The sequence below is a fragment of the Streptomyces sp. NPDC048483 genome, from assembly GCF_040651455.1.
Lineage (GTDB): Bacteria > Actinomycetota > Actinomycetes > Streptomycetales > Streptomycetaceae > Streptomyces.
This window is the reverse complement of the sequence record NZ_JBEZJZ010000077.1, coordinates 19,444-40,638: the sequence shown is the minus strand read 5'-3', so window position 1 is coordinate 40,638 and position 21,195 is coordinate 19,444. Positions and strand designations below refer to the sequence as shown.

The window sequence follows — 21,195 nt, the reverse complement described above, 5'->3', positions numbered from 1 at the left end:
GCCCAGCAGCTGCGCGAACTGGAGGCCGACGGCATCGTCCACCGCGAGGTCTACGACCACGTCCCGCCCAAGGTCGAGTACTCCCTCACCGGGCTCGGCGCCTCCCTGAACGAGGCGCTGGCCCCACTGGGCGCCTGGGGCCGCACCCATCTGGCCCACCTGGAGGCCACCTACCCCCGACGCCACCCGGCGGACGCCTGACCGCCCAAGGCAGCGCTACCGGGCCTCGCCGGGTCACCTCCCCTCGGCCGGCCGCTCCTGCAGGGCCCAGCCGTTGCCGTCCGGATCACTGAAGTAGACGAAGGAGTTCCACGGCTCGCCCGGCCCGTCCGCCATCGCCCCGTTCTCCACATGCTGTACGGGACCGGCCGCCACGCCCCGCCCGACCAACTCGGCGCGGGCCGCCGCAATATCGGGGACGACCAGCTGCAGCCCCTGCACCGAACCGGGCGCCGCCTCCGCGACGCCCGCGCCCGCGGCGATGACGATGGAACAGCCCGACCCCGGAGGCGTCAGCTGCACGATGCGTACACCCTCGCCGACGCGGGTGTCGTGGTCGACGAAAAATCCCATCTGCTCGCTGTAGAAGCGCTTCGCCCGGTCGATGTCGGACACCGGAACCGGCACCAGCTCGAGCTTCCAGTCCATGGCCATGACGTGTCGTCCTTCCGTCGGAGGCGACGGACAAAAGTGTAGGTAGGGGGCGGCGGGTGCGCTTCCGCTCGGATCCGTCGGAGAAATTCCTTGACGGAGTGAGCACTCACTCCGTACCGTGAATGTTATGACGCGACGAAGCGCAGAACCCTCGGGACCACCTGCACCTTCTACCGCTTCCGGAACTCCTGGAACGTCGGGAGCTCCGGGATCGGAGTCCGCCGGCACCGGCGCGCCCCGCCGCCGCGCGCCCGGCATGAGCATCGATCAGCGCCGGGTCATGATCGTGACGGCCGCGCTGCCACTGGTGGCGGAGTACGGAGCGGCCGTCACCACCAGCCAGATCGCGCGCGCCGCCGGCATCGGGGAGGCCACGATCTTCCGGGCGTTCAAGGACAAGGACGAGGTACTGGACGCCTGCGTCGCGGAGGCGGTCGGCACGGACCATGTGCTGCGCGAGCTCGCCTCCATCGACCTGGCCGAGCCGCTCGAGATACGGCTGACCGAGGCGGCCGAGGCGCTGCATGCCCATCTCGAGCGGGTGGGCGCCGTCGTCGGCTCGCTGCACGCCTCCGGCCACCGCCGCGGACGCGAGCCCGACGGCCCGGCGCACCCGGCCGGCCGCCCGGCGCCGGACAGCCGGGCGCGGTCCGTCACCGCCCTGCGCAACGGCGTCGTCGAGCTGATCGAACCCGACCAGGACGCCCTGCGCCTGCCGCCCGAGAAGGTCGCGTCCGCCTTCCTCGGCCTGCTCTTCACGCGGATGCAGACCCCGGTCACCGAGGCCGATGCCCCGCTGTCGCCGGAAGAGCTCATCGCCGTACTGCTGCGCGGCACCCTCAACGACCCAGGGAGCAGCCGATGACCGTCAGCCTCAACCACACCATCGTCCCGGCCGTCGACCACCGTGCGGCCGCCCGGCACTTCGCCACGGTCATGGGGCTCGAGGAACTCCCACCGGCCGGCCGCGAAGGGCACTTCGCCCCGGTCCGGGTGAACGAGGCGCTCACCCTCGACTTCACGACCGTGCCCGACCCCGAGGGCCACCACCTGGCCTTCGACGTCGACCCCGAGACGTTCGACGGGATCCTCGCCCGCATCCGGGCGGCGGGCATTGCGTACGGCAACGACCCCGCCCACCCGGACAACGGCCGGACCGACCACCCGCTGTGCGCCCGCGGGCTGTTCTTCTGTGATGACTCCCGCAACCTCTACGAGGTCATGTCCCCGGCGTAACGGGCCCGGCGGGCGTGGCGGGGCCGCCCCCGTCCGGACTCAGCGGCCCACAAACGTCAGGTTTGTCTCGTCGTACCGCGTGCCGGCGACCTGACCGGCCGGTGCCGCGGCGTCGATCGCGGCGAGGTCCTCGGGGGACAGCTCCACGGCGAGCGCGCCAAGGTTCTCCTCCAGGTACTTCTGCCGACGGGTGCCCGGGATCGGCACCACATCGTTCCCGCGGTGCTGCACCCAGGCCAGCGCGAGCTGCCCGGCGGTGACGCCCTTCGCGGCGGCCAGCTCGTTGAGCTTGTCCACGATGGCCAGGTTCTGCTCCAGGTTGCCGTCGGCGAAGCGCGGCTGGGACCGGCGCACGTCGGACTCCGACAGGCCCTCCACCGAGGTGTATCGCCCCGTCAGGAAGCCGCGGCCGAGCGGTGAGAACGGCACCAGCCCGATGCCGAGCTCCCGGCACACCGGCGCGATCTCGTGCTCCAGGTCCCGGGTCCACAGCGACCACTCGCTCTGCAGCGCGGCGATCGGATGCACCGCGTGCGCCCGCCGGATGGTCGAGGCGCCCGCCTCGGACAGCCCGAGGTGGCGCACCTTGCCGGCCGCGACGAGTTCGGCCATCGCGCCGACGGTCTCCTCGATCGGCACGTCGGGGTCGACCCGGTGCTGGTAGTAGAGGTCGATGTGGTCGACGCCGAGGCGGCGCAGCGAGGCGTCACAGGCCTGCCGTACATACGCGGCGTCGCCCCGGATCGCGGTCGGCTCGCCGAGCTGGTTGGCGAAGCCGAACTTGGTCGCCAGCACCACCTCGTCCCGCCGCCCGGCGATGGCCCGCCCGATCAGCTCCTCGTTGTGCCCCGCACCGTAGAAATCGGAGGTGTCCAGCAGAGTGACCCCGAGGTCGAGCGCCCTGTTGATCGTGGCGATCGACTGCGCGTCGTCCGAGTCCCCGTAACCGTGGCTCATCCCCATGCAGCCGAGGCCCTGCGCGAAAACCGCCAGCTCACCAAGGTGGCGTGTCGAATTGTCCGTCATGCTGCTGCCTCCTGGCGCCGTACCGCGATGAATCCCGGGCCTTCCCCGTGATCACGTTCCAGACGTTAGGAGTTGGAGCGCGCTCGAAGTCAACAGCGGCCGGTGCGGCACCTGTCCTTCGTTTCGCTGCCCGGCGACCGGCCGACAGTGGACCGCACCCGCCACTAGGGTCACCCCATGACGACGAACTCGCCCGCCCCGGCCACCACTTTCCCGTTCAGCGACGCCTTTGTCCGGGTCGCCGAGCCGCACGCCGCGTGGGGCGCGGAGCAGCTCGAGACGTTCAACGCCTTTGTGCCGACCGGGCCGTGGAGCGCGGATCTCGACCGCCGGCTCTACCAACAAGGGGGCTGCGACCTGCGGATATCCATCCTGGGCAGCTATGACGAGTCCGACGGCTCCTGGTTGTGGGGCTGGGCCAACCCCGGTTTCCGGGACAGCCCGGCGGTCGGCGCGGCGCAGCGTCTGCGCCAGTTCGGGCAGGCGCACGGCGTGCGCGAGTTCACCGAGGAGGGCCTTGTGCTCTCCGGGTGCACGGACCCGCGGATGGCGGTGGAAACCCTGGCGTTCGCGGCGATGGGCGTACTCGGCGCCGCCGGCTACATAGGCGTCCAGGCCTCCCCCGACGCCCGGCTGTACATGGTCCCGGACGACCCGCAGGTGCCGCTGGCCGCGCCCGACCCCGTAACGCTGCCGCGGATGCTGCTGACCGGCGCGGGCGTTCATCCGGGCGGCTCGGCGCGGTCGGTGGTGACCGGCTATTTCGACCGGCACCGGCTGCCGCAGCGTCCCGGCCCCGACCGGATCACCGCCGATCTGCCCAGCGGCAGCACGGTCGAGGTCTCCTTCGACAACGCCGGACGCATCGCCTCGGTCGAGGTCGGCGCCATCAGGGCGTAGGGCGATCCTCGGCACCCCCGCGCCGCGGCGACCAACCTCAGGTACTCTTGCCGTCCGCAGCAGCGGACCGACCAAGGAGGTGAGACCGATTTCCCGCCAGATCAGGCAGGTGCTCCCGTCTCACGCCGTACGGTCCGCCGGACTCAGGTGACCGTCCGACACATGTGACCCCGGGAGCGCCCATCGGCGCCCCGAAAGGCTCACCGGCTCATATGTCGTTCCACCACCACGCATTCCCCGGCTCGTTCACCCACGCGTCCACCGGCTCCTTCGTCGGCTCATCGGTCGCCTCGTCGACCGTCGGCTCATCAGTCGGCTCGACGACCACCCCCTCCTCAACCGGCCCATCGGTCGACACATCGGACGCCACGTCAGTTGCCGCATCGGTCGCCGCATCAACTCCCTCACCGGCAACCCCACCGGCAACCCCGCCCGCCCCTTCCCGCCCCGCCGTCATAGCCAGACTCCGCGCCGCAGGCTGTGTCTTCGCCGAGGACGAGACCGAGTTGCTCATCGCCGCGGCGCGCACCCCTGCCGAGCTCGCCGCGATGGTGGAACGGCGGGTCGTCGGCCTGCCCCTGGAACACGTCGTCGGCTGGGCGGAGTTCCGCGGTCTGCGGGTGGCCGTGGATCCCGGGGTCTTCGTGCCCCGCCGCCGCACCGAATTCCTCGTCGGCCGGGCCGTCGACCTCGGCCGGCGGGCCGCCCGCCCCGCCCCGGACCGTACGGTCGTCGTCGACCTGTGCTGCGGCTCCGGCGCGGTGGGCGCCGCGCTGGGTGCGGCCCTGGACTGGGTCGAGCTGTACGCGGCCGACATCGAGCCCGCGGCGGTGCGCTGCGCCCGCCGCAACGTCGCCGCCGCCGGTGGCGAGGTGTACGAGGGCGACCTCTTCGCCCCGCTGCCGGCCGGGCTCCGGGGCCGTATCGACATCCTGGTGGCCAACGTCCCGTACGTCCCGTCCGAGGAGGTCGGCCTGCTCCCCGCCGAGGCCCGCGAGCACGAGCCACTGGTGGCACTCGACGGCGGGGCGGACGGGCTCGATGTGCTGCGCAGGGTCACCGCCGCGGCCCCCCGGTGGCTGGCGCCCGGCGGCCATCTGCTCGTCGAGACCAGCGAGCGCCAGGCCGAACGGGCCGTCGAGACCTTCGCCCGCGGCGGCCTGATCCCCCAGGTGGCCGTATCCGACGAGCTCTACGCCACGGTGATCATCGGGACGAGGCCGACCGGCGACGAGGAACGGGACCGGGCTCCCGGCCACGACGAGGCCCACCGGAAACAAGGACCCGGGCCCCGCCCCCGTCCGGGACTCCGTGGCGCCATGCCGTCGACGAGCACGCGCCACGGGAGCCACTGAGCGCTGCGCGGCTGCTGGATGTCAGGCTGGACGCGGTGAGCTGCCGGCCTCAAGAAGTGCGCGCGCACGGACCGCAGGACGGGATCAACGCCACGTGTAGGTGGCGTCCGTGACGGCCTCCAGCGCCGCGTCGGCAACGGTGGCGCGCGCGTACGGCAACGCGGCGAGCGCCCGCCCGACAGGCGGGAAGACCGGCAGCTCGCCGGTCTTCCGGTAGTCGATCCACTCGATCGCGCCCACGTCCCAGGACCCGTCCGGCAGCTCGTCGTACTCCTCGGTGGCGAGGTCCGCGCGGACGTCCTCCCCGATGTGCAGGCGATGGATCAGGTGCAGTTTGCGCGGCGACGGAGCCGCCCCGGGCCGGGACACCCGCTGATCGGCCACCCACAGCAGCTCGCCGCCCTCGGCCCGGTCGATGTCGAGGGCGAGCTCCTCCGCCAATTCCCGGCGGAGCGCGTCGGGCAGGCTCTCGCCGTCCTCGACGTTACCGCCGGGGACGCTGTAGAGGACCCCGGCGGGCCGGTCGCGACGGATGAGGGCAACGTCGTCGCCGCAGAACACCAGCGCGGCCGTACGGATCGCGATGCGGGAGAAGGGCAGCGCCGAACCGGCGGCATCCGGGGTAACGGTCATGCCGCCATGATGACGGGGCCTTTCCGGAGCCCTGGGGCCTGGGGCCTGGGGGCCTGGGGGCCTGGGGGCCTGGGGGCCTGGGGGCCTGGGGGCCTGGGGGCTTTAAAGCCCAGGGGGCCTAAATGCTCAGCACAATGGCCGCGCCAATGCCACCGAGCGCCAGTGCGACGCCCGCCTCACGCCAGCCGCCCTTTCCCCAGCGGAAGGGTCGGTCGAGGGCCAGCCGGCCGGGGCCGATGGCGGCGATGCCGAGGGCGACGACCGCGATGCCCAGGTTGTACTCCATGCCACCACTGACCGCCCACAGGCCGTGCGCCGCGGTGACGGTCACCATGGCGTTGATCATCACGCCGATCACTGCCGCGGCCGCCAGGGGGGTCAACAGCCCCAGCGCCAGACCGAGCCCGCCAAGAAGTTCGGAAGCGCCGGCGATTACGGCGTAGGCCTTTCCGGGCTGGTAGCCCAATCCGGCAAAGCCTTTGGCGGTTTCGTCCAGGCTCATACCGCCGAATATCCCGAAGAGTTTCTGGGCGCCGTGTCCCGCCATCAGCAGGCCGAAGGTCATTCTGATCAGGAGCAGACCGCAGTCACCGGCGGACACCGCCGGCCGCCCCGGGGCGTCGCCCGGGGACGTGGGAGAAGCGCGGAGTCGCTCAGCGATGCGTTTCATCGGGAGCTCTCTTCTGCACCGTCCCCGGGCGGAGCCGACCGGCCGCTCAAGGAACCGGCAGATCGGGTTGTACGGTCACGCGGCGTGCGGCCTCGCAGCGATGCGCGGACGGCCATGACGCTGCCGGGAGGCGGCCAGGGAACAAGGGGCAGAAATTCAGCCGGAGAAATTCGGCCGGAGTTGGCGCCACCGTTTTCGCATCGGTCCGGGTCTTTCGCCGGACCTGCCCGGCCACCGGTCATTCTCGCCATTCGGTGCGTCGGCGAGGTGCGTCGGCTTGGGTGCTCAATCGTCGTTTCCTTCCCTTCAGCCTCTCATGCCGACCCCGCGGCGCGGGAGTGCGCAAGCCGACGCGCGGCGCTCCGCCCGCAACGTAGACACTGTCTACCTCCCTCTGGTAGACAGTGTCTATGCTCGGACCTACGCCTGGACCTACGCCTGGACCCACCCCTGGCTCCACGCCTGCGCCCCTGCCCGCGAGTGACGACCAGGAGGCCGGCCTGCGCGCCCGCCTGGTGGACGTCGGTGTCGACCTCGTGACCCGAGAGGGAATCCAGGCACTGTCCCTGCGCGAGATCGCCCGCCGCGCCGGGGTCTCGCACGGGGCGCCACGCCGCTACTTCCCGACCCATCTGTCCCTGCTGTCCGCCATCGCCCGCCGGGGCTTCGCCGACCTGGCCGCCCGGATCGCCGAAGCGACCCCGGACGACGGCAACCGGGACGGCCGGCGGGTCGCCCGCGCCCAACTCCTCGCGCTGGGACGGGTCTATCTGGACTTCGCCCTCACCCAGCGCGGCATGTACGAGCTGATGTTCCGTCACGACCTCCTGGAGAGCAACGAGCTCGGCCTCCGGGACACCACCCTGCCGCTCTTCGACGTACTCGTCGGGCTCGTCACCCGGGCACGGCCGCAGCCGGACGGGGAACCGGCCGTACCACCGGCGGTCGTCGCGGGCGCGCTGTGGGGAAATCTGCACGGCATCGCCCAGCTGTGGGGCTGGGGCAGCCTGCAACTCGCCACCGGGGCCGAGGATGTGGCGCCACTGCTCCGCGCCGCGCTCGACGCACACCTCGGGCCGGAGGCGGCGGACCGGTGACCTCAGCAACGCACCCCGAGCCCCGTCCTCAGCCCCCCGCCCCACCCCCCGGCGGCACCCCTCACCAGCCCGCTCACCAACCCGCTCACCGACCCCCTCGCCACCGCCGCCTCACCCTCACCGGCAGCATCACCGGAGCCGTGATCGTCGCCCTCGACGGCACCGTACTGACCGTCGCCCAGCCCACCCTCCAACGCGACCTGCACGCCTCCTTCGTCCAGGTCCAGTGGACGAGCACCGGCTACCTCGTCGCCGTGGCGAGCCTGCTGGTTTTCGCGGGCCGCCTCGGCGACCGGTACGGCCACCAACGGGTCTTCGCCACCGGCATCCTGGGCTTCGGCGTCACCTCGGCAGGGATCGGCCTGGCGACCGGCATCGGCTGGGTGATCGGTCTGCGGATCGTCCAAGGGGTCTTCGGTGCACTGCTGCAACCGGCCACCCTCGGCATGCTGCGCGCCGCGTATCCGTCCGACAAGCTCGCCATGCCCCTCGCGCTGCAGACGAGCGCCATCGGGCTGGCGGCCGCCGCGGGCCCGGTCCTCGGTGGCGCGCTGACCGCCCACCTCGGCTGGCGGTCCGTCTTCTTCCTCAACGTCGTACCCGCGCTGGTCATCGGCGTACTGGCATTGCTCGTACGGATGCCGACGCCGCGCGGGACCGCCGCCGTCCGGCTCGACCTGCCCGGCGCCGCTCTGCTCGCGATTGCCCTGGCGTGCCTGGTGCACACCCTCGTCGGGATACCGGAATCCGGCTGGACGGCGGGGACCGCACTCGGACTGGTCGCCGTCACGGCCGCCGGCGCCGCCTTCGTCCGGCACGAACGGCGTACAGCCGGGCCGCTGGTGCCGCCCCACGTCCTCGGATCGGCAACCGTCGCCGCGGCCCTCGCCGTTCTCCTCGCCGCCTCGTCGGCGATGTTCGGCACGCTGTTCGTCGGCACCTACTTCCTGCAGGACGTCCTGGCCCTGGACCCGTTCCAGAGCAGTCTGCGCGCACTGCCCCTGGCCGTGATGATGGTGCTGAGCGCGCCCGCCTCGGCCGTACTGCAACGCCGGCACGGCCCCCGCCGGACGACCGCCGCGGGGATGGTCCTCCTCGGCCTCGGCATCCTTCTCCTCTCCCGCCTCGACGCGTCCTCGACGACGGTGCCGATCAGCGGCGGATTCCTGCTTCTGGGCGCCGGCTTCGGCACGGTGATGGTCACCGCGACGGCCGTCATCGTCCGTCATGCCTCGGTGGCCGACGCCGGGGTCTCCGGTGGCCTCCAGCAGACCGCGATGAACGTCGGCCCGGCCCTGGGCCTCGCCGCCGCAACCATGCTGCTGACCCTCACCGCACCGGGCAACGGGGGCGGTCGGCAGCCGGTCGCCGACGGTACCCACTGGGCCGGCCCGGCCTTCACCTCGGCAATGGGCGCCACACTCACCGCCCTGGCCACCGTCGCGGCCATCGGCGCCCTGATCGCCCTCAGACTGCCCGGCCGGACCGGTCCCCGTCGCAAGGGGTGACCCACCCGGGATCCGGCCGCCCCAGTGGCCATGGGCGCCCGCCCGGCTCCGGGAAGGTGCTGGGCCTCAGCGCGCTGAAGCCCACATGACCGAGCCCCGGCGCGCCGAGCACCACAGCCGGCGCCGCGCCTCACGACGGCAGGTCCCCGAGGAACCGCCGCAGGTGCCCCAGCCACTCCGCGCGGTCCGCCTCGTCCAGGATGTGGGCGCCGCCCGGGATCTCGACCGTCGTGGCTCCGGCGATTCCCGCGGCGAGCCGACGCGGGCTGTCGGGCAGCACGAGCCGGTCGCCGGTCGGCACCGCCACCAGCGTGGGCACGCGCACCTGCTCGAGGTCGTCGCGGACGTCCAGGCGCGTGATCAGCTCGAAGTGGGCCGACATCCCGGTGGGCATCCCGGCCAGCGCGCCGTCGACGGCCGCCTCGACGTCCTTTGGGGACATCGTGGTGAGTTGGCGCTCCGAGAGGCAGGAGAGCACCGCGAGCCGGGCCACGGCCCGCCATTCGCCCGCCTTCCCAAGGACGGCGATGAGCTGCGCCGCGCCGCCGACTACGGGGTCGGCGACGGCGAATCCGGCGGTGAGCGCGAGGGCCGTGACGCGTTCGGGGTGCCGGGTCGCGGCCCGGACCGCCACGGCGCAGCCCAGCGATTCGCCGATCACGACGAACCGTTCGTGCCCGCGCTCGACGGCCGCGGCCACCAGTGCGTCGGCGAGCGCGTCGAGGTCGAGCGGCGCGTCCGGGAGGGGCGTACGGCCGACGCCCGGGTAGGACGGGCCGATCACCGTATGGTCCCGTGCCAGATCGTCGAGAACGAGACCGAAGTTGCCCTCGATGCCGCCGCCCGCACCGTGCGCGAGGAGCAGCGCGGGTCCGCTGCCCCGTACGTCGACCTCGAGTTGGTAGGGGCGTGCCGGGAGAAATGCCTTTTCAGATGCCATGGCCAGGACGCTAAACTCCGACATCGGTGTCAGAGTCAAGTCGTCGCGTCGTCGAGCCGGCCGGAGAGGGTTTCCCTTGCGGATGAAGGAGATGGTCCACCGTTCCGGCGTGCACGAACGCTTGCTGCGCTACTACGAGGAGCAGGGCCTGCTCACTCCCGAGCGCCTTCCCAGCGGCTACCGCGAGTACAGCGAGGCGGACCTGGAGACCGTGCGCCGCATCCGCGGCCTGCTGACGGCCGGCCTGTCGACCGCCGTCATCGCCCAGGTTCTCCCCTGCATCCGCGACGACGGCGGCCGTCTCGCGCCCACCTGCCCCGACCTGGTCGGCCGGCTCAGGGGCGAACGGGAGCGCATGACCCGCGAGATCCAGGCCCTGCGCACCTCCCGCGCCCTCCTCGACACCGTGCTCGACGCCGCTCCGCAGGACCTCGCCCGCCAGGCGGACTGAGGCGGGCCTCCGGACGGTGGCGCGAACGGGGGCATGCACCAAGAGGACCCGGGGGCCTGCACCAGTGCGGCGACGTTCCCGACGCGTGAGGCTGAACGGGCAGTTGCCGAGCCGTACTTGGGGGAAGTCGTGGTCATCTCCGCCTCATCATCGTTGCGCAGCCGGACCCTGAACCGCTGCGGTGTTAGGGCGGGAGTGGCAGCCGTCTGCTGCGGCCTGCTGCTGACTGGGCCGGCCGTCGCCACCGCCGCCGCTTCGCCCGCCGCCCACGCCCAGGCGCAGGCCCAGGCCCAGGCCCAGCATGAAGAGCGTGGCCGGGGCACGCTGGTCTCCGCCGAGAAGCTGTACACGCTCGCCACCCCGCGGGCCGTGGCCGCCGAGCTGAGGGCGGCCGGGTTCGACGACGACACCGTCGAACACGGCGTGGTCGCCTATCGGCTGGTCTACCGGACACTCGATGCGTACGGCCGGCCCACCACGGCGAGCGGGCTGTTCACCCTCCCGCTCCACAGCGAGGCACGGTTGCGGGCGGTCTCCTTCGCCCACGGCACCGGCAGCCACAAGGACGATTCCCCCTCCATGCGGCGCGGCGGCTTCGTCTCCGCCCCGGTGATCGCGCACGCGGCGGCCGGTACCGCGGGGGTCGCGCCCGACTATCTGGGGATGGGCACCGGACCCGGCCTGCACCCCTGGATGGACATCGCCTCCGAGACCACGGCCTCCCTGGACATGCTGCGCGCGGCCCGCGCCTTCGCGCCCCGCACCGGACATGTGCTGGAGCGTGACGTCATGGTCACCGGCTTCTCCCAGGGCGCCTCGGCGGCGCTGGGGCTCGGCCGGGCCCTGGAGGCGGGTGCGGACCGCTGGTTCAGGCTGGGCGCGCTGGCACCGGTCAGCGGCGCGTACGACTTCGGCGGCGCGGAGCTGCCCGCGCTGCTCGACGGCAGGCTGGAACCCAAGTCCAGTGTGCTCTACGCGGCGTACACACTGGTCGCGTTCAACCGGCTCCACCACATCTACGACCGCCCCGGCGAGGTCTTCCGAGCCCCTTACGACAGGACCGTCGAGGCGCTCTTCGACGGCGCCCACACGGGAGAGCAGCTGATGCGGGGCACCCCCGACGCCCTCGACGAACTGCTCACCGAGCACGGCCGCGAAGTGCTCGCGCATCCCACGGGGCCGCTGGCGACGGCACTGCGCACGACCGACGCCGTATGCACCGACTGGGCCCCCCGCGCCCCGGTCCGGCTGTACATGGCGACCGGGGACGAGCAGGCCGCCACCGCCAACACCGAGCACTGCCGGGCGGCTCTGCTCAGGAACGGGGTAAACGCTCCGGTCGTCGATCTCGGCGAGGCCGACCATCACGGATCCCGCCACCTGGGATCCAATGTCGCGGCCACGTCGGCGATCGTGCGCTGGTTCGGTGAGTGGGACCGCCGGTGACCACACAGTCGCCCGCGCGGATGTCGGCACCGTCACCCCGACACACCCCCACTTTTGCTAGCGCTTGCTTGCAATAGTTAGCACTGGCGTGCACCATGGAGTCATGGCATCACTCAACGTCGGCAATCTCGGTGAGTTCCTGCGGGAGCAGCGGCGCACGGCGCAGCTGAGTCTGCGGCAGCTCGCGGATGCGGCGGGGGTGTCCAACCCGTATCTCAGCCAGATTGAGCGCGGCTTGCGCAAGCCGAGTGCGGAGATTCTGCAGCAGCTGGCCAAGGCACTGCGGATTTCTGCCGAGACGCTGTATGTCCAGGCCGGGATCCTCGATGAGCGACAGGGTCTTGATGGGGTCGAGGTGCAGACCGCGATACGCACCGACCCATCGCTGAACGAGAAGCAGAAGCAGGTCCTGCTGCAGATCTACGAGTCCTTCCGCAAGGAGAACGGACTCGGGAGCGGCGCGGACCGCACTGCAAACGGGCGAGAGAACGGGCGCGGATCGGGCTCTCCTGAGTCAGAGGCCGACGGCGGCCCGCACGCCACCTGAGCAACCGAATTCGTTTCCAGGAGGAAGAACGCATGGCCATCACCGATGACCTCCGCAAGACCGTCACCGACGCGACCCCTCTGTACGCCCTGGCCGGCGCCGCCGATCTGGCCGCCGAGAAGCTCGGCGAGGTGCCGACGCTGGTCGAGAAGATCCGCGCCGAGGCCCCCAAGCGCTTCGAGGCGGTACGGGCCACCGACCCCAAGGACGTGCAGGACCGATTCGCCAAGCAGGCCAAGGACGCCCAGGAGAAGCTGACCGAGCTGCTGGGCTCGCTGGACGGCGACCTGAAGAAGATCCGCGACCGGGCCCAGGAGATTGCGCTGCAGGGCGTCGGCCGGGCCGCCGAGGTCGCCGTGCAGGCGCGCGAGACGTATGACGAGCTGGCCGAGCGGGGCCGCGGTGCGGTGGAGACCTGGCGCGGGCAGACCGCCGACCACGTCGAGGACCTGGCGGTGGCGATCGAGCCGGAGTCGGCCGCGAAGTCCGAGCCCCAGTCGCAGTCGACGGTGAGCAGCGACGCGGCCACGGCGAAGCCCGCCACGGCGAACGGCACGAAGGCCACGGACGGCAAGCCGGCCGGGGCCAAGAAGACCGCCGCTCCGACGGCGCGCAAGCCGGTGGCGAAGAAGACCACGCCGCCCGCGGCCAAGTGACTTCTGTCACTTTGCGGTGAGCGGGGCCGGGCCGGGCACACTTCGGGTGCCCGGCCCGTTGGTTGGGTACGGTGGGCCGCGTAGGGCGGCCAGAGACCGATACCGGTGGAACGAATGGTGGTGGCAGCGTGCTTTTGTCCGGGTTCTATGGCCTTCTGTACTGGGTGCAGACGGCCCTCGGCGTGTACGCCGCCGTGATGCTGATCGACGCCGCGGTACGCCGCGATGACGCCTATCGCGCTGCCGACAAGCAGAACAAGGGCATGTGGCTGATTTTCCTCGGCCTGGCCACGGTGCTGCTCTTCCTGATGCCCTTCGATGCCTTTCTGCCGATCCTCGGCCTGATCGCCGTGATCGTCTACACCGTGGATGTCCGCCCGGCGCTCCGGCAGGTCAGCGGCGGCGGCCGCGGCCCGCGCCGCGGCGGCTCCAGCTCGGACGGGCCGTACGGGCCCTACAACGGCAATCGGTAAGCAGCAACCGACAACGGCCCCTGCCCCGGCCCACCCCGCCGCGGGGTGCCCCTAGTGGCGATCCAGCAGCAGCACGGCCACGTCGTCCGTCAGCTCGCCGCCGTTCAGATCGCGCACTTCCCGCACCGACGCATCCAGCAGCTCCTCGCCCCGCAGGCCGGCCGCCATCTGGCGGCCGACCAGGTCGGTCATGCCGTCCTGGCCCAGGCGCTGGTTGCCCTCGCCGATCCGGCCCTCGATCAGGCCGTCGGTGTACATCATCAGGCTCCAGGAGCCACCCAGCTCCACCTGCCGACGCGCCCAGCGGGCGTGCGGCAGCAGGCCGAGCGCCGGGCCGCCGAATTCGTACGGGAGCAGGCGCGGCGGCTGGCCCGCGCGGGCCAGCAGCGGCGCGGGGTGGCCGGCCAGGCACAGGCCGGCGCGGCGGCCGTCGGCGGAGATGTCGACGGTGCACAGGGTGGCGAAGATCTCGTCGTCGGAGCGTTCGTGCTCCAGCACCTTCTGGAGGGTGGCGAGGAGTTCGTCGCCGCACAGCCCGGCGAAGGTCAGCGCGCGCCAGGCGATGCGGAGTTCGACGCCGAGGGCGGCCTCGTCGGGGCCGTGGCCGCAGACGTCGCCGATCATGGCGTGAACGGTGCCGTCCGGGGTGCGGACGGTGTCGTAGAAGTCGCCGCCGAGCAGCGCGCGGCTGCGGCCGGGGCGGTAGCAGGCGGCGAAGCGCAGGTCGGAGCCGTCGAGCAGCGGGGTGGGCAGCAGGCCGCGCTCCAGGCGGGCGTTCTCCTGCGCGAGCATCCGGGACTCGGTGAGCTGGTGCTGGGCGCGGTCGGCGCGTTTGCGTTCGACGGCATAGCGGACGGCGCGGCTGAGCACGGCGCCGTCCAGCTCGTCGCGGAAGAGGTAGTCCTGGGCGCCGACGCGTACGGCCTCGGCGGCGCGCTCCGCGTCCGTCTCGGAGGTGAGCACCAGTACGGCCTGCGCGGGCGCCATCCGCAGCACCTCACGCAGCGCGCCCAGCTCGTCGCCGGGGCAGCCGGGGTCGGCCGTGTCGCAGTCGGCGTGCTCGGGCGGGGCCAGGTCCAGCAGGATGCACTGCACATCGTCGGTGAGCAGCCGCTCGGCCTCGGTGAGGTTACGGGCGGTGCGCAGGCGGACCGCGCGGCCCGCCCAGTCCCACATCTCGGGGACGGGGCTGTTGGGGTCCTCGCCTATGAGGAGCAGGGTCAGGCCCTGGGGCAGTGCGCCGTGGCCGGAACCGTCCACGGTCACCGCGGCGTCCGTGCCCTGGGAGGAGGCATTGCCCGCCACCGGTGCGACGGCCGTCTGCGCGGCATCCGCGCAGGCGTCATCCACCGGTCCTGCCTGGTGCGGCAGCACGGCCGTCCGCTCGTGCGGTACGGGTACGGGCATTCCTCAGTTCCTTCCCTCCCCCCGAGGGTGCGGCGGCGCGCCGAGCGACGCGCCACCGTGCCCGATTCCACGCCACCTATCGGTCAAATGAGCGAGGCGCTGCCGAGCACTGAGAGGCGACCATAGCGCCAGCGACGAGAGATATGGAATGGCCGACGGCAATCGGCCAATGTCATATGCGGCATCTCATCTGCGGTTTGACGCAGGTCGGGAGGAAAGCGGAATGACGAACATCACCCCGACTGACCGAATCCTGACCGTGGGCAGTTACGTGACGTTAACCGCCCGATACCGATCAATCCGGTCATTTATCGGTGGCCCAGGTCACGCTCCGGCGCGTCGGCGTCCGGCCGTACGACACCCAGGATCGGCATCGAGCCGGCACCGGTGATCGTCACCTGGCGGCCCGGCCGCGGGGCGTGCACGATCGCGCCGTCGCCGAGGTACATCCCGACATGGCTGGCGTCCGAGAAGTAAATGATCAGGTCGCCCGGCCGCATGTCCTTGATCGCGACCCGGTGCAGCTGCCGCCACTGCTCCTGCGAGGTCCGCGGAATCGTCGTACCGCCGGCCTGCCACGCGCGCAGGGTCAGCCCGGAGCAGTCAAAGGTGTCCGGCCCTTCGGCGCCCCACACATAGTCCTTGCCGATCTGTGACGTGGCATACGCGACCGCCTTTTTGCCGAAGCGGGACGCTTTGTTGCTGATCTCCTTCAGCACACCGGAGTCGAGCCATTTCTGCTGTGTGCGGAATGCCTCCTCGTCCTCCAGCTTCTTCAGCCGGTCCTTTTCCTTGGCGGCCAGCCGGGATTCGAGTTTCTTCGCCGCGTCAATCTTTTTCTTGATGTCCCGCCGCGCGCTTTCCTTCTTCTTACGGTGCGCCTCGAGCCGCTCCCAGCGGTCCGTCGCGGCCTGTGAATAGTCCTCCAACTCGCCCTTCGTCCGGGAGAGTTGAGTGATCACGCCGCGGGCGGCCTGCTGCGCCTTACGGACCAGGGTGGCGTCGTCGAGAAAGGCACCGGAGTCGGCGCCGAGCATCAGCTTGGCCTCGGAGGGCATTCCGCCGCCGCGGTACTGGGCGCTGGCCAGCGCGCCCGCCTGGCGCTTGAGGGCGGCGAGCCGCTGCTGGGTGCGGTCGATGTTCCGGGCGAGCTTGACGATCTCTTTCTGCTGGAGCTCGACCTGTTCCTTGGCGCCGTTATAGGCGTCGGTGGCCCGCTCCGCCTTGCGGTAGAGAGCGTCGATCTTCTTCCGTACGTCCTGAAGGCGCTTGAGCGAGGCCTCGGCGGAATCCGCCCCTCGCTCCGCCCCCGGCTTCGCGTCCCGCGCGTCCCCCGGCTTCGGGTCCGCGTACGCCTGTGACGCCGTTCCGCCGAGCAGCCCCATCGCGCACAGGACCACGGCCGTGCACGTCACGACCCGGCCACCCCGCACACCCCGCATGCCCCGAATGCCCTGCCGTGCCCCCTGGCTCCCCACCAGACACCTCCGGTCGTTCCGCACCGATTCGTGTGTTCGTCTCCCGCGCGGATGCTGCCATACCTACCGGTAATTCAACAGGGCGACGGGCCGTCCCGTCGGGGCGCGGACGGGCGTTCGCGCGGCCGTCCGCACAACCCTCCGCGCGCCGCGGAACGGAATGGGGCAATCCATTTCGTTCCACTGCCTTGCGGACAATCCTGCTGATGCTTTTGACAACCGAAAAATGAGGGGGAAGGGGAAACAGGCGCAGCAATTCGCTGAAGTCGCCGACGGTTGGCCTCTCGGACCTGGCCGCCACGGTCGGCACCCGGACGGGGTTCCCCACCTGACGGCCGAGGTTCACCTTGCGTTCACTCTCCTCCATCGGCGGCTTCACCTGACCTGCCTAATTTCGGCCGTGCCGAGTGCGCATCACGCCCGGATGGCAAGCGCGACACGGCCGATCGACGCGAGAAAAGCGGCGGTCATCCCACCCTCAAAGGCTCATCCCCCAAGCACGCCGACGAAGCGGCGCGCCCCAGGAAGGAACTCTCGACAGTGAAGCTTCAGCGCAAGAACCGGGTTCGCGCCCTCGCCGTTGGCGCTCTCGCCGTCTCCGGTGCCCTGGCCCTGACGGCGTGCGGCTCCGACGACACCAGCGGCTCCAGCGGTGGTGGCGGTGCCGCCAAGGCCGCGAACATCAAGTGTGAGGGCAAGGGCAAGCTGCTCGCGTCCGGCTCCTCCGCGCAGAAGAACGCCATGGACGTCTGGGTCCAGAACTACGCGGGCGCCTGCAAGGGCACCGAGATCAACTACCAGCCCACCGGCTCCGGCGCGGGCGTCACCACCTTCCTCCAGGGCCAGACCGCCTTCGCGGGCTCCGACTCGGCGCTCAAGCCCGAGGAGATCGCGAAGTCGAAGAAGGTCTGCAAGGGCGGCCAGGCGATCGACCTCCCGATGGTCGGCGGCCCGATCGCGGTCGGCTACAACGTCCCCGGCGTGGACAACCTCGTCCTGGACGCCCCGACCCTGGCGAAGATCTTCGACGCGAAGATCACCAACTGGAACGACGCCGCCATCAAGAAGCTGAACCCCGGCGCCAAGCTCCCGGACCTCAAGATCCAGGCGTTCCACCGCTCCGACGACTCGGGCACGACGGACAACTTCACCAAGTACCTCAAGGCCGCCGCCCCCGGCGACTGGAAGCACGAGCCCGCCAAGAAGTGGGAGGGCACCGGCGGCCAGGCCGCCTCCGGCTCCTCCGGCGTCTCCTCGCAGGTCAAGCAGACCAGCGGCGCGATCTCGTACTTCGAGCTGTCCTACGCGACCTCCGGCAAGATCCCCACGGTCAAGCTGGACACCGGCGCCAAGGCCCCGGTCGAGGCCACCGTCGGCAACGCCTCCAAGGCGATCTCCGAGGCCAAGCCGGCCGGCGAGGGCAACGACCTGGCCCTGAAGCTCAACTACACCACCAAGGCCGAGGGCGCATACCCGATCACCCTGGTGACGTACGAGATCGCCTGCGACAAGGGCAACAAGGCGGCAACCCTGCCGGCCACCAAGTCCTTCCTGACCTACGTCTCCAGCAAGGACGGCCAGGCCGCCCTCAAGGCGCTCGGCTACGCCCCGCTGCCCATCGAGATCGCCGACAAGGTCCGCAAGACCGTCGCCACGCTCTCCTGACCCTCCGGGCGGCGGCCGCACCCACGGTGTGGCCACCGCCCGTCCGGTGCACCGCCGCGCCAGGAGCCCTCGCCGGCTCCGCAGACCGGAGAAACCATGAATTCCACTGCTACGAAAACCGACACGCCACCACCGCCGCCTTCGGGGACCGACGGCGTCGCCGCCATATCCGGCAAGGCCGTCCGCCCCGGTGACCGGATCTTCCTCGGGCTCTCCCGCGGCTCCGGTATCGCCCTCCTGGTGATCATGGCAGCCATCGCCGCCTTCCTCACCTACCGGTCCGTGATCGCCATCTCCGGCGACAAGGCCAACTTCTTCACCACCCTCGACTGGAACGCCAGCGGCCCGGAGCCGAAGTTCGGCATCGCCGTCCTGGCCTTCGGCACGGTCGTCAGCTCGGTGATCGCGATGGCCATCGCGGTCCCGGTCGCGGTCGGCATCGCGCTGTTCATCTCGCACTACGCCCCGCGCAAGCTGGCCTCGACGCTCGGCTATGTCATCGACCTGCTCGCCGCGGTGCCCAGCATCGTCTACGGCCTGTGGGGCGCGCTCTTCCTCGTACCGCATCTGACCGGCCTCTACAGCTGGCTCGACGACTACCTCGGCTGGACCGGCATCTTCGCCTACGGCGACGGCGCCGCCCGCTCGCTGTTCACCGTCGGCATCCTCCTCGCGATCATGATCCTGCCGATCGTGACCAGCGTCAGCCGCGAGGTCTTCCTCCAGGCCCCGAAGATGCACGAGGAGGCGGCCCTCGCGCTCGGCGCCACCCGCTGGGAAGTCATCCGGATGTCGGTGCTCCCCTTCGGCCGCTCCGGCGTGATCAGCGCCTCCATGCTCGGCCTGGGCCGCGCGCTCGGCGAGACGATGGCCGTCGCCACGGTCCTCTCCTCGAGCTTCAGCATCGGGCTCAGCCTGCTGGACCCGGGCGGCGGCACCTTCGCCCAGAACATCGCCAGCAAGTTCAGCGAGGCCGATGCCTTCGGCCAGGACGCCCTGATCGCGTCCGGCCTCGTCCTCTTCGTGATCACGCTGCTCGTCAACGGCGCGGCCCGCCTGATCATCGCCCGCCGCAAGGAGTACTCGGGAGCCGCCGCATGACCGCCGTAACGGACCGGCCCACGGTCACCAATGGCAGCGCTCCGCGCCCCGTCTCCCTCAAGCAGGCCCGGCTGCCCCGCTGGACCCCGCCGGTCCTCGCGCTGGTCGCGGCCGGCGCGGGCTGCGGCATCGGCCTCGGCGCCGGCCTGGACAGCAGGATCCAGTGGGGCCTGATCGCCGCCCTGGTCTTCGTCTTCGGTACGTACGCCCTGTCCGCGGCCGTCGAAGGCGGCCGGCAGGCCAAGGACCGGCTGGCCACCAGCATGGTCTGGACGGCCTTCCTGCTCGCCGTCATCCCGCTCGCCTCCCTCCTGTGGGAGACCGTCGCCCGCGGCAGCAACGTCCTGGACGGCTATTTCCTGTCCCACTCGATGGGCACCCTCCCGGACGCGATGGCCGGCGGCGGTATCTACCACGCGATCATCGGCACCCTGGAGCAGGTGGGCCTGGCGACCCTGATCGCCGCGCCGATCGGCCTGCTCACCGCGATCTACCTCGTCGAATACGGGCGCGGCAAGCTCGCCAAGGTCGTCACGTTCTTCGTCGACGTGATGACCGGCATCCCGTCCATCGTGGCCGGCCTGTTCATCCTGTCCGTCTGGATCCTGGTCCTCCGCTTCGGCCCGTCCGGCTTCGCCGGCGCGATGTCCCTGGCGATCCTGATGATGCCGGTCGTCGTCCGCTCCACCGAGGAGATGCTCAAGCTCGTCCCCAACGAGCTGCGCGAGGCCTCCCTCGCCCTGGGCATCCCCAAGTGGCGCACCATCCTCAAGGTCGTCCTCCCCACCTCCATCGGCGGGATCACGACCGGTGTGATGCTCGCCATCGCCCGTATCGCCGGTGAGACCGCCCCGGTGCTGCTCCTGGTGTGGGGCGCGAAGACGATCAACAACAACCCCTTCGAAGGCGCCCAGCAGTCGCTGCCGCTGTATGTGTTCCAGCAGTGGCAGATCGGCACCGACGCCGCGTACGACCGCGCCTGGGCAGCGGCGCTCGTCCTCATCGCCTTCGTCATGATCCTCAACCTGGTGGCCCGCGGCATCGCCCGCTGGAAGGCCCCCAAGACCGGTCGCTGACGCGGCCTTCAGCGACACGAAAGAAGCAGTGATCCCCATGGCCAAGCGAATCGACATCAGCGGCCTCTCCGCCTTCTACGGCAGCCACAAGGCCATCGACGACATCTCCATGACCATCGAGCCGCGCTCGGTGACCGCCTTCATCGGCCCGTCCGGCTGCGGCAAGTCGACGTTCCTGCGCACCCTGAACCGTATGCACGAGGTCACCCCCGGCGGCCGCGTCGAGGGCAAGGTGATGCTGGACGACGAGAACCTCTACGGCTCCGGTGTCGACCCGGTCGCCGTCCGCCGCACCGTCGGCATGGTCTTCCAGCGCCCCAACCCGTTCCCCACCATGTCGATCTTCGACAATGTGGCCGCCGGCCTGCGCCTGAACGGCTCGTACAAGAAGAGCGAGCTCAAGGACATCGTCGAGAAGTCCCTCAAGGGCGCCAACCTCTGGAACGAGGTCAAGGACCGCCTGAACAAGCCCGGCTCGGGCCTCTCCGGCGGTCAGCAGCAGCGGCTGTGCATCGCCCGCGCCATCGCCGTGGAGCCGCAGGTCCTCCTCATGGACGAGCCCTGCTCCGCCCTCGACCCGATCTCCACCCTCGCCATCGAGGACCTGATCGGCGAGCTCAAGGAGCGCTTCACGATCGTCATCGTGACGCACAACATGCAGCAGGCCGCCCGCGTCTCGGACCGAACGGCGTTCTTCAACCTCGCGGCCGTCGGCAAGCCCGGCAAGCTGATCGAGATCGACGAGACCGAGCGGATCTTCTCCAACCCGTCGGTGCAGGCCACGGAGGACTACATCTCCGGCCGCTTCGGCTAGGCCCCCGGCCGCCTCGGCCGGGACCTCTCCCGGCCGACGCCCCCCGAGCGTCCTGCGGTGCT

24 protein-coding genes are annotated in these 21,195 nt (G+C 71.0%); 16 read left to right on the top strand and 8 right to left on the bottom strand.

The window, feature by feature from the left end; all coding sequences use genetic code 11:
- A partial coding sequence (locus tag AB0D04_RS30195) for a helix-turn-helix domain-containing protein (RefSeq protein WP_362709613.1) occupies nt 1–201 on the top strand: 201 nt, incomplete at its 5' end.
- A gap of 33 nt (nt 202–234) precedes the next feature.
- Here AB0D04_RS30195 and AB0D04_RS30190 read toward each other — a convergent pair.
- Nucleotides 235–648: a VOC family protein gene (locus AB0D04_RS30190; RefSeq protein WP_362709633.1), complete on the bottom strand. Its 414-nt coding sequence runs from the start codon at nt 646–648 to the stop codon at nt 235–237.
- A gap of 262 nt (nt 649–910) precedes the next feature.
- On the opposite strand from AB0D04_RS30190, the gene AB0D04_RS30185 reads away from it, so the two are divergent.
- Nucleotides 911–1,519 carry a TetR/AcrR family transcriptional regulator gene (locus AB0D04_RS30185; protein WP_362709610.1) on the top strand — a complete coding sequence of 203 codons (609 nt, stop codon included), beginning with the start codon at nt 911–913 and terminating at the stop codon, nt 1,517–1,519.
- A complete protein-coding gene (locus AB0D04_RS30180) occupies nt 1,516–1,890 on the top strand; it encodes a VOC family protein (protein WP_362709607.1) in 375 nt (124 codons plus the stop codon). The genes AB0D04_RS30185 and AB0D04_RS30180 overlap by 4 nt, the downstream gene beginning before the upstream one ends.
- 39 nt (nt 1,891–1,929) lie before the next feature.
- Here the strand turns inward: AB0D04_RS30180 and AB0D04_RS30175 are convergent, their stop codons facing one another.
- Nucleotides 1,930–2,916 carry an aldo/keto reductase gene (locus tag AB0D04_RS30175; RefSeq protein WP_362709605.1) on the bottom strand — a complete coding sequence of 329 codons (987 nt, stop codon included), beginning with the start codon at nt 2,914–2,916 and terminating at the stop codon, nt 1,930–1,932.
- 177 nt (nt 2,917–3,093) lie between these two features.
- On the opposite strand from AB0D04_RS30175, the gene AB0D04_RS30170 reads away from it, so the two are divergent.
- On the top strand, nt 3,094–3,816 hold the full coding sequence (locus AB0D04_RS30170; RefSeq protein ID WP_362709603.1) for a DUF6882 domain-containing protein: 723 nt from the start codon (nt 3,094–3,096) through the stop codon (nt 3,814–3,816).
- A gap of 208 nt (nt 3,817–4,024) precedes the next feature.
- On the opposite strand, the gene AB0D04_RS30165 is transcribed toward AB0D04_RS30170, so the two are convergent.
- On the bottom strand, nt 4,025–4,273 hold the full coding sequence (locus AB0D04_RS30165) for a hypothetical protein (protein ID WP_362709635.1): 249 nt from the start codon (nt 4,271–4,273) through the stop codon (nt 4,025–4,027).
- Between AB0D04_RS30165 and AB0D04_RS30160 the strand changes: the two genes are divergently transcribed.
- Nucleotides 4,272–5,171 carry a putative protein N(5)-glutamine methyltransferase gene (locus AB0D04_RS30160; protein WP_362709631.1) on the top strand — a complete coding sequence of 300 codons (900 nt, stop codon included), beginning with the start codon at nt 4,272–4,274 and terminating at the stop codon, nt 5,169–5,171. The genes AB0D04_RS30165 and AB0D04_RS30160 overlap by 2 nt on opposite strands.
- 84 nt (nt 5,172–5,255) lie before the next feature.
- Here the strand turns inward: AB0D04_RS30160 and AB0D04_RS30155 are convergent, their stop codons facing one another.
- Nucleotides 5,256–5,804 (bottom strand): NUDIX domain-containing protein, encoded by a 549-nt coding sequence (locus AB0D04_RS30155; RefSeq protein WP_362709600.1) that lies wholly within the window; start codon nt 5,802–5,804, stop codon nt 5,256–5,258.
- A 118-nt stretch (nt 5,805–5,922) separates the two neighbouring features.
- Nucleotides 5,923–6,474: a DoxX family protein gene (locus AB0D04_RS30150; protein ID WP_362709597.1), complete on the bottom strand. Its 552-nt coding sequence runs from the start codon at nt 6,472–6,474 to the stop codon at nt 5,923–5,925.
- 512 nt (nt 6,475–6,986) lie between these two features.
- On the opposite strand from AB0D04_RS30150, the gene AB0D04_RS30145 reads away from it, so the two are divergent.
- Nucleotides 6,987–7,571 carry a TetR/AcrR family transcriptional regulator gene (locus AB0D04_RS30145; protein ID WP_362709629.1) on the top strand — a complete coding sequence of 195 codons (585 nt, stop codon included), beginning with the start codon at nt 6,987–6,989 and terminating at the stop codon, nt 7,569–7,571.
- Between the two features lie 140 nt (nt 7,572–7,711).
- The gene (locus tag AB0D04_RS30140) at nt 7,712–9,079 is read left to right on the top strand and encodes an MFS transporter (protein ID WP_362709595.1); all 1,368 of its coding nucleotides are present in this window, start codon (nt 7,712–7,714) and stop codon (nt 9,077–9,079) included.
- Nucleotides 9,080–9,209: 130 nt separating this feature from the next.
- On the opposite strand, the gene AB0D04_RS30135 is transcribed toward AB0D04_RS30140, so the two are convergent.
- Nucleotides 9,210–10,019 (bottom strand): alpha/beta hydrolase, encoded by an 810-nt coding sequence (locus AB0D04_RS30135; RefSeq protein WP_362709592.1) that lies wholly within the window; start codon nt 10,017–10,019, stop codon nt 9,210–9,212.
- A 76-nt stretch (nt 10,020–10,095) separates the two neighbouring features.
- Here AB0D04_RS30135 and AB0D04_RS30130 point away from each other — a divergent pair, with 76 nt between their 5' ends.
- The 5 genes from AB0D04_RS30130 to AB0D04_RS30110 all read left to right on the top strand — a co-directional run bounded on the left by AB0D04_RS30130 (nt 10,096) and on the right by AB0D04_RS30110 (nt 13,592).
- The gene (locus tag AB0D04_RS30130; RefSeq protein ID WP_362709590.1) at nt 10,096–10,470 is read left to right on the top strand and encodes a MerR family transcriptional regulator; all 375 of its coding nucleotides are present in this window, start codon (nt 10,096–10,098) and stop codon (nt 10,468–10,470) included.
- 195 nt (nt 10,471–10,665) lie between these two features.
- Nucleotides 10,666–11,916: a lipase gene (locus AB0D04_RS30125; RefSeq protein ID WP_362709586.1), complete on the top strand. Its 1,251-nt coding sequence runs from the start codon at nt 10,666–10,668 to the stop codon at nt 11,914–11,916.
- A gap of 103 nt (nt 11,917–12,019) precedes the next feature.
- Nucleotides 12,020–12,463 carry a helix-turn-helix transcriptional regulator gene (locus AB0D04_RS30120; RefSeq protein WP_362709584.1) on the top strand — a complete coding sequence of 148 codons (444 nt, stop codon included), beginning with the start codon at nt 12,020–12,022 and terminating at the stop codon, nt 12,461–12,463.
- Between the two features lie 32 nt (nt 12,464–12,495).
- On the top strand, nt 12,496–13,119 hold the full coding sequence (locus AB0D04_RS30115; protein WP_362709582.1) for a hypothetical protein: 624 nt from the start codon (nt 12,496–12,498) through the stop codon (nt 13,117–13,119).
- Between the two features lie 128 nt (nt 13,120–13,247).
- Nucleotides 13,248–13,592: a DUF2516 family protein gene (locus tag AB0D04_RS30110; protein WP_362709580.1), complete on the top strand. Its 345-nt coding sequence runs from the start codon at nt 13,248–13,250 to the stop codon at nt 13,590–13,592.
- Nucleotides 13,593–13,643: 51 nt separating this feature from the next.
- Here the strand turns inward: AB0D04_RS30110 and AB0D04_RS30105 are convergent, their stop codons facing one another.
- Nucleotides 13,644–14,999 carry a SpoIIE family protein phosphatase gene (locus tag AB0D04_RS30105; protein WP_362709577.1) on the bottom strand — a complete coding sequence of 452 codons (1,356 nt, stop codon included), beginning with the start codon at nt 14,997–14,999 and terminating at the stop codon, nt 13,644–13,646.
- Nucleotides 15,000–15,307: 308 nt separating this feature from the next.
- On the bottom strand, nt 15,308–16,414 hold the full coding sequence (locus tag AB0D04_RS30100) for an NlpC/P60 family protein (protein ID WP_362709575.1): 1,107 nt from the start codon (nt 16,412–16,414) through the stop codon (nt 15,308–15,310).
- Between the two features lie 603 nt (nt 16,415–17,017).
- Here AB0D04_RS30100 and pstS point away from each other — a divergent pair.
- The 4 genes from pstS (at nt 17,018) to pstB (ending at nt 21,133) form a co-directional block, all read left to right on the top strand.
- On the top strand, nt 17,018–18,142 hold the full coding sequence (gene pstS, locus AB0D04_RS30095; protein ID WP_362709572.1) for a phosphate ABC transporter substrate-binding protein PstS: 1,125 nt from the start codon (nt 17,018–17,020) through the stop codon (nt 18,140–18,142).
- Nucleotides 18,143–18,238: 96 nt separating this feature from the next.
- Nucleotides 18,239–19,243, top strand: coding sequence for a phosphate ABC transporter permease subunit PstC (gene pstC / locus AB0D04_RS30090; RefSeq protein ID WP_362709571.1), 1,005 nt, complete (start codon nt 18,239–18,241; stop codon nt 19,241–19,243).
- Nucleotides 19,240–20,319, top strand: coding sequence for a phosphate ABC transporter permease PstA (pstA, locus tag AB0D04_RS30085; protein WP_362709568.1), 1,080 nt, complete (start codon nt 19,240–19,242; stop codon nt 20,317–20,319). The genes pstC and pstA overlap by 4 nt, the downstream gene beginning before the upstream one ends.
- Before the next feature lie 37 nt (nt 20,320–20,356).
- The gene (gene pstB / locus AB0D04_RS30080; protein ID WP_362709566.1) at nt 20,357–21,133 is read left to right on the top strand and encodes a phosphate ABC transporter ATP-binding protein PstB; all 777 of its coding nucleotides are present in this window, start codon (nt 20,357–20,359) and stop codon (nt 21,131–21,133) included.
- Nucleotides 21,134–21,195: the final 62 nt, after the last annotated feature.